The sequence below is a fragment of the Mycobacterium sp. genome, assembly GCF_035623875.1.
GTDB lineage: Bacteria > Actinomycetota > Actinomycetes > Mycobacteriales > Mycobacteriaceae > Mycobacterium.
The window spans coordinates 1-12,889 of the sequence record NZ_DASPSP010000116.1 but is presented as its reverse complement, the minus strand read 5'-3'; the positions used below and the strand labels follow the sequence as shown (position 1 = coordinate 12,889).

Sequence of the window (12,889 nt, the reverse complement as noted above, 5' to 3'; positions counted from 1 at the left end):
ATCATCGTCCTGTCGGCGTGCCGGGGATTCTGCCCGCTCAGGCGGCACATGGGGGCACGTTCTTGGATGAGTTACCGTGCCGTCAGGCTCTTGACGATCCCGCCAACCGTTGGGTCCGCTGTAGAACGTTTTCAGTAGGTGATGTTAGCGATTTGAGAAAGTACACTTCAGCCGCCGCTGCCGACCGCTCGCGCTGGTGGGTGTGCCCGCGATTCTTGTCGCCTGGGCTCACAAGGCCCGCATCTGTCTATCACTTGGTTGGCGCGTCGCTCTTCTCGGCAAGAAGCCGCGATCGCCAGTCGCTGAAAGCACCCGCCAGTTCCGACTCACCGATGGACTCGAGGCGGCGGATGTGGTCGGTTAGGTAGAACACGTACAACGGGACGAAGTCATCAGTCAGCATTGCGAGCGCGTGTTCGGCAGATGGAGGGTTTGTCCGCCAGTCGAATGCGGCGCGGACAAGCGCGGTACCGGGCGCTTCGCTCAGCTCCGAATAGTACTGAACTGCAGCCTCGTTGGTTCCCTCCCGGGCTGTCTCGGCAGTAAAGAGAAAACGGGCCGGGAACAACGCGAGCTTCGTTGTCCAGCGGATGCCGCCCTCGACGAATCGGTCAGGTTGATGTGCGCAGGCCACCACGTCATCGGCGAGCACCTCGAGTGCAAATCGTGCGCCCGTGATGAGGAGCTCTGTGTGGTTGGGCGCCGTTAGGCCACTGCGTACGTCATTTCCCTTAAGTAGTCGCCCATGCTCGAGCAGGCACAGGCGATCAAGCGGAGGAAACCGGCCACCAGTGGCGCGACCAGCGAAAGACTCTGCTGTGCCCCAGAATACGGATACCCGCCCGTGTAATGGCGATCCGATGGAGCGCACGTTCTCGGCAACGCCAACTACCGAGTCATCGTCAGACTCCTGAATCGGGTCAGTGAGGATCAAACCGACATCAACGTCGCTCACCAATGGGCTGAAGCCACCGTGAGCCAGGCTGCCCATGGCATACGCGGCAATCAACCGTTCGCCTAGCGAGTCAGAGGCGACCCGAACAACGTCACGGAGGATGTCCTCCCCACTGGCCGAGCCGCTCGGCTGTGTCCACTCTTGATCGGTGTGGGCGCCCAGGCTCCCGAGCCGTTGATCCACGGCCGCCTCCGAAGTCGCGTACGTAACACACACCGGCCAACCGCCGAGCGGTTCGCTGCTTGACTTTACTCGTCCCGCCTGGTCGGGCAGCAGTTTGTCGGCCCAAGGTTTTCACTACGTTTTTCACTACGTAGTGAACCCTGCAGAGCAGCTTCAGGTTTGACGGATGCGTTCGGTCTCATCGGCCACGGCACAGTGTGATCGATATCGGCATACTCCGCAGGGCAATCGCAACCAGGAAACCGGCACGTTAGGTCACGGCAGCGAGTGAAATCAGCCAACGCCGCTGACGGCCGATACCGCGGCTCGGGCGCAGAAGCCTTGGGTTGGATCACCGGCCTCAGTTTCGCCGACTTGGCCGACTGCTGCACCGCCTCCGCCGATAAGCCGCCGAAGCCGGGCACATAACCCGGAGCTGTCGAGTCGCCGCGCACTGTGGCGGCATCGGCCAATACATGGATGACGACATCTCCGACGGTGGCGTCCTGCTTGGCCACCGGGCAATCCGGCGAACCGCAGCCGCACGGCATCGCGGTGGCCCGCGCTGCCAGCGCGGACAGGGCGTCGGCGCGGCGCTGCGCTTTGGTGCGGGGATCGGCCGGGCACACCGTGGCCGCCAGCTGGTCCAGGCACCGGTCGAAAGCCACGCCATCAGGTGCCCGAACGTCACCCCAGATCTCGGCCATCCCGCAATGCAGCGGCGAGACGCTGATGTAGCGACCATCTTCGGTTCCCGCGCCACCCGCACCGCGGGCGGCTCCAACTTCTGGATCCAGTAGTCGACGACTTCGACAATCTCGGCGTCTTGCTCAGCCAATCGCCGCTGATAGAGCTGCGCCGCGGCGGGCCTTCGCCGACGCGGTCAGCACTCGACGGATGCGCATTGTTTGTCGTTTGGTCACCAACGGGCGGACTGGATCTGCGAACCTTGATTTCGACGAAAGGGCAGCCATGACAGAACACTTGCGTGCATACAACAGTCTGTGGCAGGTCCGCAGCGACTCATGGTGCCGTTTGGAGGAAACCGCCGATCGGCTGACGCGCCCGGACACCGCGGGCGCGTTGAAAGAAAAATGCGTGAGCACCTGCAAGGAGTTGCTGGCGCGCCTGAGCACGTTGGAGCCTTATTGGGCCTACCCGGGTTCGCCGCAATTCGCACGACTTCAACGACTATTTGCCACCGGCAGTTACGACAAGTTCGCGCAAGCGGTAGCCCAAATCAACCGGGCGCTGACCACGGAGTCGTACCGCTCAGGAGACGTGGAAAACGCCGGTGCCGACGAGCTGGACATGTTTCCGTCCGATCCGCGTCAGCTCGAGCATCAGCCGGCCGCAGAACGCGACCGCCCCTATTTCGAGGTGCTGGTCGTCGAGAAGATGACCGAGGCCCAGGAACGGGCGCTGCGCAACGAGGTACGGAAATGGCGACGCCCGGACGACGAATTCGTCTACGAACTTGTCGTGGTGGCCAGCGGCGACGAGGCTCTCATCGCGGCGCGGCTCAACGTCAACTTGCAGGCGGTGGTGATCCGGCGGCGCTTTTCGCATCAATCAACCCGGGACCTCTCGAGCCTGTCGCAGTTCGTCGATACCGGGGTTTCGCACGACTTGGCCGATCACCTTTCCCCCGAAGAACGCGCGCAGATCCTGGCTACATCCATCGCGAAGTTGCGACCCGAACTCGACCTCTACCTGATGACCGAGATCGAGGTGGAGGACATCGCCGGGCGCCTGGGTCAGTACTTCCGCAGGGTGTTTCACGCTCGGGAAGGCATGCTCGAGCTTCACCTGTCGATTCTGCAGGGAGTCGCGGGGCGCTACCGCACCCCGTTCTTCAGCGCGCTCAAGCAGTACAGTCACCGGCCCACAGGTGTCTTTCACGCCCTGCCGATTTCGCAGGGCAAGTCGATCGTCAACTCGCACTGGATCCAAGACATGGTCGGCTTTTACGGCCTGGAAGTGTTCATGGCCGAGACCTCGGCGACGTGCGGCGGTCTTGACTCACTGTTGGAGCCCACCGGTCCGCTGCGTGAATGCCAGCAGCTCGCGGCGGAAACCTACGGCTCGCGGCACACGTACTTCGTCACCAACGGAACGTCGACGGCTAACAAAATCGTCACCCAGGCGTTAGTGGCGCCCGGCGACATCGTGCTGCTGGACCGCAACTGCCACCAGTCGCATCACTACGGGATGATGATGGCCGGCGCGAATGTCGTTTATTTGGAAGCCTATCCGCTGAACGACTACTCGATGTACGGCGCGGTGCCGCTGCGCGAGATCAAGTCGAAATTGTTGGCGCTGAAGCGCGCAGGCAAGCTCGACCGCGTCAAGATGATGTCCCTGACGAACTGCACCTTCGACGGGATCGTCTACGACGTCCAGCGTGTGATGGAAGAGTGCCTCGCGATCAAGCCCGATCTGGTGTTCTTGTGGGACGAGGCATGGTTTGCCTTCGCCCGCTTCCACCCGGTGTATCGGACCCGCACCGCGATGGCGTCAGCGAAGGCGCTGCGCGAGCGGCTGCAGGACCCCGACTACAAACAACGCTACGAGAAGTACCTGGCTGACCAGGCCGCCGATAAGCCCGGCGACGATGACCTGCGGGACCGTCGCCTGATGGCCGACCCGGCAAGGGCACGGGTACGGGTCTATGCCAGTCAGTCGACCCACAAGACGCTGACTGCACTGCGGCAGGGATCGATGATTCATGTCTTCGATCAGGACTTCGACCAGAAGGTGGCCGAGCCATTCCACGAGTCCTATATGGCACACACCTCGACCTCGCCCAACTACCAGATACTGGCGTCGTTGGACCTCGGTCGTAGACAGGTGGCGTTGGAAGGCGCCGAATTGGTGCAGCGGCAAATCGAAAACGCGATGCAACTGCGCGACGCGATCGACAACCATCCCTTGCTCAGCAAGTACATGAATTGCCTTGGCACTGCTCATCTGATCCCTGAGCGGTTCCGCCCCACGGCCATCGACCAACCGCTGCGCTCGGGGTTGCGCAACATGATGGCCGCCTGGGATCACGACGAGTTCGTGCTTGACCCGTCGCGAATCACCTTGTCCATCGGGCGTACCGGTTATGACGGCGATACGTTCAAACGCGAACAGCTGATGGACCGTTACGGCATTCAGATCAACAAGACGTCGCGCAACAGCGTGTTGTTCATGACGAATATCGGTACCACGCGGAGCTCGGTCGCGTTCCTGGTCGAAGTGTTGGTCAACGTCGCCAATGAACTCGACCAAGATATCTCCGAGATGAGTCTGGGTGAGCGCGAACACTTCGAGCAGGCGGTATACCGGCTGACCAAAATGCCTCTGCCCCTGCCCGATTTCAGCGGCTTCCATCCCGCGTTTATGGACCACAGCGGAAGCGAGCCGACGCCCGAAGGCGATGTCCGTCGCGCGTTCTACCTCTCCTACGACGACACCACCTGCGAATACCTCACCGGCGAGCAGATTGACGAAAAGTTGGACGCGGGAGTCGACATCGTGTCCGCGACCTACGTGACGCCCTATCCTCCGGGCTTCCCGGTCTTGGTGCCCGGTCAGGTGTTCAGCCGCGAAATCTTGCAGTTCATGCGCGATCTGGACACAAAAGAGATCCACGGTTACGTACCGAACTTCGGCTATCGCGTGTATACGGAGAAGGCGATCGAGACAGTCGGCGCATCGGTTGGGGTACCGTCCAACGGGCACGGCGCCGCAGCGTCTACCCCTGAGCCGGCGCCGCATAAAGCAGCGAAGAAAAAGCCGGCCAAGCGCGGTGGGAACGGTCGCGATAGCAACCTGCCCGAGGTCGGTGAGGACGAGCTGCTCGGCCAACAGCATCCTGGCGACGCGGTGCAAGCCGACACGGGCTCCTAACGCCGGCCGCGGGCACGGTTCTCCGCCAGACTTGACACCTGTAAAGTCCGTCGACATGGACAACATCAGGGGTAAGACCATCGTCATCACTGGTGCTGCCCGTGGCATCGGGCATGCGACGGCGAAAGCGCTGCTAGCGCGCGGTGCGCGAGTGGTCATTGGCGACCGGGACGTCGACGTGCTCGAGCGAGCGGTCGGCGGCATGAGCAGCCTTGGCTCGGTGTCGGGCCATCCGCTGGACGTCACCGACCGCGAATCATTCGCAGCCTTCCTCGACAAGGCCCGCGCCGATGGGGGCGGGCACATTGACGTGCTGATCAACAACGCCGGCGTTATGCCGGTCGGCCCATTCCTCGAGCAATCCGCGCAGGCGATCCGCTCCTCAATCGAGGTCAATTTCTACGGGGTGCTGACCGGCTGCCAACTGGTGCTACCGGAGATGGTGAAGCGCCGCAGCGGGCACATCATCAATATCGCGTCGCTGGCCGGCATGGTAGCGGTGCCTGGTCAAATCGTTTACGCTGGAACCAAATTCGCGGTGGTAGGCCTGTCGACCGGGATGGCGGATGAGTTCGCGGAGCACGGCGTCAAGGTCAGCGCCGTGCTGCCGACGTTCACCAACACCGAACTGATCTCGGGCACGTCACCGTCGGGCGCGCAGAAGCCGGTCGAGCCCGCGGACATCGCCGCGGCGATCGTCAAGGTGCTCGACAAGCCGAAGACCCAAGTGTCGGTCCCCGGCAATGGCAGGTTCATCGCCATCCTGGCGCAGCTGTTGTCGGACCGGGGCCGCCGCTGGCTCAACAAGAAGATGGGCAACGACACGGTCTTCCTCAATTTCGACGCCACCGCCCGCCGGGCATACGAAGACCGTGCGCAGCACGCGACGGGCGTCGTCGAGCACAAGGATTGATTATCGCCCGCGCGGTGCGTACATCATCACGCCAAGACCGGCCCAGATCCACCTGGCGACACCAATTACAGCACCGGCATGAGGTGTATCAGCACTAGCCGGTCGTCGAGGAACTCAGCATTCTGATTGTCTGAGATTCATCGCCCTGAAAGGCCGTTCCGTCCGGTCGCAGCAGATCGTGGAACCATACTTGCGGAATCGCAGCGTACGGGTGATCCCATGAGTCCCAAGGAAAGTAAGTCTGGGTTTTCCCAGCGACCAGGCCCCAGTTGATTGCACCAACGTTGTGCCGCTTCGCAATTGGCAGAATTCCTTCGACAGTGCTGCCCATCGGCCGAGCCATGTACTCGGTGCACAGGATCGGCCGACTTTGCGGGGTAAGCTCAGCGATCCGGGACTCGAAGTCCGCCGGTTCGGCGTAGCAGTGAAATGTGATCACGTCTGAGTTGGCCAGTTGGATGCCGGCGATTGTGCTGCGGCTTGCGGGATCTGCCCACTCACCGTCCCACACACCACTGGTCAGCGGTTGGTGGGGATCGACGGAACGTGCCCACGCGAACACTTGCGGAAGCAGCTCTACGACGCGTTCCAACTTGTCGGACCGCTCGACGTTGCTGTACTGGTTCGCCGGATTGTCGGGCTCATTCCAAAGGTCCCAACCCAAAACCCGGTCATCATTGCGGAATTGAGTCAGCACACCGGTGACGTAGTCCTGCAGCGTGCGGGTGTAGCGAGGGTCGCCGATGCGTTCCGCGCCGGGGCTCTGCACCCATCCGGAGTTGTGTACCCCGGGAGTTGGTGGGTGCTGGCGACCGAGTCTGGGCAACGGGTCCCAGCAGGAGTCGAACAACACAAACAGTGGCTTGATGCGATGGCGCGCCGCGATGCCGACAAACTGCGCGAGGCGCGTTTGGAAGCCACGGGAATCCTGGGCCCACAGCTGATCATGCAGGAAGACCCGCACTGTGTTGAGCCCGTGGAACCGGGCCCAGCCCAGTTCGGTATCGACGCGCCGGGGATCGTAGGTGCCGGGCTGAAACATCTCGAGCTGGTTGATGGCGTTGGAGGTGATGAAGTTCGCGCCGACGGGCCAACCCTGCGCTTGATACCAACGGTTGGCGCGGTCAGGTGACCACCGACTGGGTTCGCCAGAGGTGCGGGGCGGCTCCGCAGCGGCACGAGGTGATTGGGCCAGAGCCGTGCCCGCTGCTACCAGCAGCGGTAGCTTCAGAACCGTACGGCGGTACACAAAATGACGATAAGTTGCCCAAGGCGCCGTTCCCGGTATTCGTCTGGCGCGTCGCGCTACTTTGTTGTGGGAATTGTTATCTCGTCGTCACCAAGCGGCATTCACGGACCCTCGGCGTGTTGCCATCAGGTGCCAACGGCGCGCTGCTACGATTTGAAGTTGGGGGGTTATTTGGGTTGGCCGTCATCCGGCAGCGGCAAGCATCCGCTCCAGGGTTAGGGCTTGAGCACCGGCGCGTACGGAAGTTTGTCCAGACGTGGCGATCATCGCCCAACGCCCGGGCACGACGGCGATCTCCTCGCAAGGCTGCTCCGCCGTTGAGAATTTCGACACTAACGATCGGATCTTCTCCGCACTCCCCGTAGCCTCCGGAACGAGAACGCGGGTCGCAGCCCCGCCAGCGACGGCGGGGTAGCGCGTCATGAACTCGCGCAAAAACAAGGCACCCGTGACTTTGGGATTGATGTCCTGGACGGCGGCGACGGCGGCATCGCCGAACTTTCCGCCTAAGGTGCCGATCGCGAAGTCGACGCCGCAATGAAGCAAGCCCAGCCGCCGAGTCAGGTCGCTCATCGCCCCTCGCAGCTTGGTGTACAGGGTCTTTTCCAGTCCGAGGGCCTCCCAATCTGCAGCGCCCACAAAGATGTTGCCCTTCCACGCTGTGCCACGCATGAACTGAAGGGTGAGTCCGTCCAACAACTCGCTGGACCGTACGTGGGCTGACGGCGTGGTCAGAACTTGCTCGCCGCCCACGTGCCGCTCGAAGTAATTAACGTGGGCCTCGAGCACTTGATCGCCGCCTAAATTCCACGCCCTCGTCGCGAGCTCTTCCAGCCGACGAGTGTCATCGAGGTCGATGTCGGCGACGATGCGGCCGCCATTTCCGCCGTCGGATGGTTTCAGGCAGCCATGCGATAGGCCGTAGCGTTCCTTTAAAAGGGTGCTCGCACGCAGAAGATCACGACTGAAGTCGCAGCTTTTCTCTTGCCACGGAACCGTATAGCCCGGGATCACCGGAACTGCCGTCCGCAGTGCTTGAAACGCCTCGCTCGCACGATGTTCCTGGTCCAAGATGAGCTGGGCCGGTTGGTTGGACACCTCGCCGTTCAGGCGGAGCGCAGACTCGACCGTCGGATGCAGCATGCGTTTGCCGTTCCAGGATCCAAGACGAGAGTTGTTGGCGTCCACGCGAATTCGCTGAAGACCGGCAGCCTGGGCCAACCAGATGACAAATATCTGGAACTCGGGTTCGAAGTCGTACGGAGACACCACAGTCGAAGGTCGTTTGCGCAGAAACTCGATCATCTGAGCTATCACGGGATCGCGATCGCCGGCATCGACCGCCCGCCGCAGCAACGCGTGAGACATGTAGTAGTAGTCGGTATCCGGCAGCGTCAAGCGCCGGACCCCTTCTTGGGCAACCGCGCGACGCCATGGGCGAGTTCGTCCGACGACGAGATCGCCACTGCGCGCGAGATATAGACCGCGAGTTTCTACATAAGTCGTCAGGTCCGAGACCGGCCGCCCCTCAACCATCGCCGTGAGGTCTGTCTCGAAACCCCGCGCAAACGGTGTCGTTGAATGCACGATCAAACGCGATTGCTTACCGTTCGGTGACGAGAACTCGACATGCTCATCCACCATCTCGAGCAAGTCGCAAGGTTCGATCGATAGCAATTTGCGGCTAGCTATGGCGATGTCTGTCTCATCGAGTCGCAGTGGACCAGCATAGCTCTGCCAGGCAACTTCGCGTCCGTCGACAACAACGGTCCAATCGAAAAAATTGCGAGTCAACGGATGAGGCGACGTCCGCGGGCGGCGAATGCACGAAATCACTCTGGTCTCTCCATATCTGGCGCAGCGCAATCAGGCGTGTTAGTTCAGCCGGCAGCGGTATCGGCGCCTTATGTTGCCATAAACGCCTTAACTCCGGTACCGAGCACTTTGACCATCGCACCAGAGGTTCTTAGAGACCAAACCCGCCGGAAAAAGATGGAAACAGGAAGGTAAATAACGTGATAACGCGCAGCACTAATAACCGAAACAGGAGTAACCGACCAGATTAAAATGCTGTGAGAATGCTGCTAGTTTCAGCTTAACGCCTGATCGAGGTCGGCGATCAGGTCGTCGGTGCCTTCCAGGCCAACCGAAATTCGAACCACGCCATCGCCCAGGCCGATAGCAGCGCGGCCCTCCGGTCCCATCGCCCGGTGGGTGGTCGTCGCCGGATGGGTGACAAGGGATTTCGAATCACCCAGATTGTTGGAAATGTTGATCAACTGCAGCTTGTCCAGGACCTCGAAGGCCCGTTGCTTGGCCGCGCTGTCGGGGACGTCGAGTTCAAAGGTGACGACGGTGCCGCCGCCGGACATCTGTCGCTTGGCCAGGTCGTACTGCGGGTGTGACGTCAGAAATGGGTAACGCACCCACCTCACGGCCGGGTGCCCCTCCAGGTACTCGGCGATCCGCTGCGCCGAAGCATTCTGGTAATCGACCCGAATCGCCAGTGTCTCAAGGCCTTTGAGCATTACCCAGGCGTTGAACGCACTCATTGCCGGCCCGGTATGCCGCATCAGTTTCTGCACCGGGCCGTCGATGTACTCCTTGTCCCCGAGGATCGCCCCACCCAGCACACGGCCTTGCCCATCAATGTGTTTGGTGCCCGAGTAGACCACCACGTCGACGCCGAGCGGAAACCCCTGCTGCAACAATGGAGTTGCAAAGACGTTGTCCAGCACGACTTTTGCCCCGGCGGTATGGGAGAGCTCGGTGACCGCGACGATGTCGACCAGCGACTGCATCGGATTCGACGGCGTCTCGAAGAACACCGCCTGGGTCGGCACGGAAAGCGCCTTCTCCCACTGGGATAGGTCGTCGCCGTCGACAAAGACGGTCTCAATGCCCCAGCGCGGCAAGATCTCATTGCACACAACGAAACACGAGCCGAACAGGCTGCGCGCGGCAACCAGCCGATCGCCGGCGCCCAGCAGCGCGCCCAGCGAGGTGAAAACCGCCGCCATCCCGCTGGCAGTGGCGAACGCCGCCGGCGCGCCCTCGATCAACCGCAATCGTTCCTCGAACATGCTGACCGTCGGGTTGCCGTAGCGGGAGTAGACGTAGCGGTCGATCTCGCCGGCGAACGCCTGCTCCGCAGCGGCAGCGGAGTCGTAGACGTAGCCGGACGCCAGATACATCGCTTCGGCGGTTTCTTCGAACTGCGATCGCAAGATGCCGCCGCGCACTCCGATGGTGGCTTGGCTGACGCCGTCGGGCAGCGGCTCCGGCGTACGTACCGAATGCTGGTCAGTCATGTTTGCTTCCAGGGCAACCCGACCGCGCGCCACCCCACTCCGCCGCGGTGGCCGTCGGCGTCGAGATGTCCTTCGAAACCGTCCAGCACGTTGTAAGAGGGCGCGATACCCGCCTCGGTGGCAGCCTCGGCTGCGCCGATGGAGCGGTTGCCCGAGCGACACAAGAAGATCACCGGCCGGTCCCCTGTGGCGGCCGGTAGTTGTTCTGCCAGATCGGCCACGAAATTGTCATTGCGGGTGCCGTCGATGCTGTTCCACTCGATGTAGACGGCGTCGCGGCCCAGGCTGGACAAATCGGGCACACCGACGAAACGCCATTCGGCGTCGGTGCGCACGTCGACCAGCACGGCCTCGGGGTCCTCACCGAGCAGCTTCCAAGCCTGCTCCGGCGTGATATCTCCTGCGTAGGGGCGCGTTTGCGCTGTACTCATCGGTGTTTTACCTCGTCCTTTGTCAGCGTTGTAGGCCACAATATCCGCGCCTAAACGCTTGGGGACTCGCGAGAGGCATTGCAGTACTCCCGAAAGGTCGGGCCTCCACTGCGGGAGGCGCTCTTGTCGTCACCGGTTGGTGCCGGCCGCTTCGTCATCCGAGCCACCCACGAGCGTGGGGTTGGCGTGCCATCCAGTCGGAGCTTGGCGACGGCATCTCATGAAGCAAGTTCAATCTACAACGGCTGAGCTACGAGGCGCCGACCGGCCAGGCATTTCCGGCCACCGTGCGGCCCCACAGAGGAGGGAAATGCCGGCGGTCTCGACGCCGCATAGTTCAAGCGGTCGATCTGGCTGGGAGCGCCGCTGGTGGGCAGGGCTGACACCGACTTCGCCAGCGACTACCAGAGCCTGCGCAGCGCTGCCGACACCTCCCGGGCGCGGCGACGCGCGGTGCTGACGTCCGAGGCGGTGACGATGGCCACGCCCAACGGGCGGCGCGCTTCGGACTCATGGCGACCGAACACCCGCACGTCGCTCTCCGGTGCCCGCAGCGCATAGGCCAGCAGACCGGCGGCGTTTGGGCGCTGCGCCGCGGCGCCGGCTCCATCAAGGCCGGCGTAGATCACCTCCGCGGCACCCGGCGAAATCATGATGGCGTCGGTCGGCAAGCCCATGATCGCCCGCGCTTGCAATTCGAATTCCGACAACCGCTGGGTGCGCAACGTGACCAGGCCGCTCTCAAAGGGCCGGGCGGTGACGTCGCTGAAGTACACCTCGTCGCCGCGGACCATCAGCTCCACCCCGAACACGCCGCGCCCGCCCAGCGCCTTGACGATACGGGCGGCAATCGACTTGGCGGCGTCCAGCGCAGCCGCGCTCAAGTCTTGCGGCTGCCACGATTCCTGCACGTCACCGATGGCCTCGCCATGCCCGATCGGGGCGCAGAATTCGATCGTCGGCCCAGTCGCTCCAACGCTGCGCACCGTGAGCAGGGTGACGTGAAAGTCGACCTCGACGAGGGTCTCGACCAACACCCGGTTGTGGGCCCGCCGACCACCGGCCGACACCGCACGTCGCCACGCCGACTCGAGGTCAGCGGGTCCCAGCACCACCGACTGCCCCGCGCTGGCCGCGGAGGTCACAGTGGCCACCGGTTGCACCCGCAGCGGGTAGCCGGCGTGGTCGGCCACCGCGCGAAGCTCGTCGAGCGATCCCGCGAACCAGAACGGGGCGGTAGGCAGACCGAGCTCATCGGCGGCCAGCCGGCGCAGTCCTTCCCGGTCGGCGGTGAGCCGAGCGCAGCGGGCGGTGGGAAAGACCTCGACGTGGCCGATTTCGGCCGCGGCCGTCAACGCATCGCCGGCAACCACGTCGGATGCCGTCACCACGAAATTTGGCTGAAGCCGCTTGATCACCGCGCCCAACTCATCGGTGTCGGCCATGTTGACCACCAGTGCCCGGTCGGCGACCCCGTGTGCAGGCGCATCGGCATACCGCTCGACCGCGATCACCTCAGCGCCGAGCCGCTGAAAGGCGATCGCCAGCTCACGGCTGAACTCTCCGGACCCCAGCAACATCACCTTGGTCCGGTGGGCCTCGCCACGCTCGGGATGCCATCCCTGGGTTGACTCGTCGTGCGTCACGCCCTCAGCCACCGGCTCACCTTCTCCCACAGTCACCGTGCTGCACGCTGTTCAAGGATAGGTGCGCTGACCGCAACAGCGACGAACGGCGGATGCGGCCGAACTGGAGACCTCACTCTTCCCACAGCCGCGTCGAGCCCTCGACGTCGGCCAAAAGCAACGTCACCGTGCCCGTCGGCAGCAACTCGCTCAAGCCCAGATCGCTCCAGTTCAACGGCGGCGCATCCGCACGTCGCTCGATCTCGCTCATGCTAACCAGCATCATCTGTCAGCCGCGAGCCGCAAACATCAGCGCAATCGCGTATAAGACGCCGCGCACACCGCG

At 62.9% G+C, this 12,889-nt stretch carries 9 protein-coding genes, 1 pseudogene and 1 riboswitch; of the genes and pseudogenes, 2 read left to right on the top strand and 8 right to left on the bottom strand.

All coding sequences use genetic code 11. From position 1 onward, the window contains the following. Window positions 1-250: 250 nt before the first annotated feature. Together VEI45_RS09505 and VEI45_RS09500 are read right to left on the bottom strand one after the other, a co-directional pair. Window positions 251-991 carry a hypothetical protein gene (locus VEI45_RS09505; RefSeq protein WP_324852469.1) on the bottom strand — a complete coding sequence of 247 codons (741 nt, stop codon included), beginning with the start codon at window positions 989-991 and terminating at the stop codon, window positions 251-253. 212 nt (window positions 992-1,203) lie between these two features. Continuing rightward, entirely contained in the window at window positions 1,204-1,824 is a 621-nt protein-coding gene (locus VEI45_RS09500) for an HNH endonuclease signature motif containing protein (protein WP_324852467.1), read from the bottom strand. A gap of 265 nt (window positions 1,825-2,089) precedes the next feature. Between VEI45_RS09500 and VEI45_RS09495 the strand changes: the two genes are divergently transcribed. Both VEI45_RS09495 and VEI45_RS09490 read left to right on the top strand, forming a co-directional pair. Then, on the top strand, window positions 2,090-5,014 hold the full coding sequence (locus VEI45_RS09495; RefSeq protein WP_324852464.1) for an ornithine decarboxylase: 2,925 nt from the start codon (window positions 2,090-2,092) through the stop codon (window positions 5,012-5,014). Between the two features lie 55 nt (window positions 5,015-5,069). Continuing rightward, window positions 5,070-5,927, top strand: coding sequence for an SDR family oxidoreductase (locus VEI45_RS09490; RefSeq protein WP_324852462.1), 858 nt, complete (start codon window positions 5,070-5,072; stop codon window positions 5,925-5,927). A gap of 94 nt (window positions 5,928-6,021) precedes the next feature. On the opposite strand, the gene VEI45_RS09485 is transcribed toward VEI45_RS09490, so the two are convergent. From VEI45_RS09485 to VEI45_RS09460, 6 genes and pseudogenes are all read right to left on the bottom strand, one after another. Continuing rightward, window positions 6,022-7,176, bottom strand: coding sequence for a 1,4-beta-xylanase (locus tag VEI45_RS09485; protein ID WP_324852460.1), 1,155 nt, complete (start codon window positions 7,174-7,176; stop codon window positions 6,022-6,024). Window positions 7,177-7,359: 183 nt separating this feature from the next. Then, window positions 7,360-8,829, bottom strand: a complete 1,470-nt coding sequence (locus VEI45_RS09480; RefSeq protein ID WP_324852458.1) for a hypothetical protein — start codon at window positions 8,827-8,829, stop codon at window positions 7,360-7,362. Between the two features lie 437 nt (window positions 8,830-9,266). Beyond that, entirely contained in the window at window positions 9,267-10,487 is a 1,221-nt protein-coding gene (locus VEI45_RS09475) for an O-succinylhomoserine sulfhydrylase (RefSeq protein WP_324852456.1), read from the bottom strand. Beyond that, window positions 10,484-10,918, bottom strand: a complete 435-nt coding sequence (locus tag VEI45_RS09470) for a rhodanese-like domain-containing protein (RefSeq protein WP_324852454.1) — start codon at window positions 10,916-10,918, stop codon at window positions 10,484-10,486. Before VEI45_RS09470 ends, VEI45_RS09475 begins: the two co-directional genes overlap by 4 nt. Before the next feature lie 114 nt (window positions 10,919-11,032). Then, a riboswitch (SAM riboswitch) is annotated at window positions 11,033-11,144 on the bottom strand. Window positions 11,145-11,319: 175 nt separating this feature from the next. Next, the gene (purT, locus tag VEI45_RS09465) at window positions 11,320-12,498 is read right to left on the bottom strand and encodes a formate-dependent phosphoribosylglycinamide formyltransferase (RefSeq protein ID WP_414687438.1); all 1,179 of its coding nucleotides are present in this window, start codon (window positions 12,496-12,498) and stop codon (window positions 11,320-11,322) included. 184 nt (window positions 12,499-12,682) lie between these two features. Then, window positions 12,683-12,814 (bottom strand): annotated as a pseudogene (locus tag VEI45_RS09460) (hypothetical protein); the annotation flags it as partial. Window positions 12,815-12,889 lie beyond the last annotated feature (75 nt).

Excerpts from the sequence above, each read along its gene's own strand:
- VEI45_RS09505 (WP_324852469.1), bottom strand. The coding sequence starts at position 991 with ATGGGCAGCCTGGCTCACGGTGGCTTCAGCCCATTGGTGAGCGACGTT.
- VEI45_RS09500 (WP_324852467.1), bottom strand. The coding sequence starts at position 1,824 with ATGGCCGAGATCTGGGGTGACGTTCGGGCACCTGATGGCGTGGCTTTC.
- VEI45_RS09495 (WP_324852464.1), top strand. The coding sequence starts at position 2,090 with ATGACAGAACACTTGCGTGCATACAACAGTCTGTGGCAGGTCCGCAGC.
- VEI45_RS09490 (WP_324852462.1), top strand. The coding sequence starts at position 5,070 with ATGGACAACATCAGGGGTAAGACCATCGTCATCACTGGTGCTGCCCGT.
- VEI45_RS09475 (WP_324852456.1), bottom strand. The coding sequence starts at position 10,487 with ATGACTGACCAGCATTCGGTACGTACGCCGGAGCCGCTGCCCGACGGC.
- VEI45_RS09470 (WP_324852454.1), bottom strand. The coding sequence starts at position 10,918 with ATGAGTACAGCGCAAACGCGCCCCTACGCAGGAGATATCACGCCGGAG.
- purT (WP_414687438.1), bottom strand. The coding sequence starts at position 12,498 with ATGTTGCTGGGGTCCGGAGAGTTCAGCCGTGAGCTGGCGATCGCCTTT.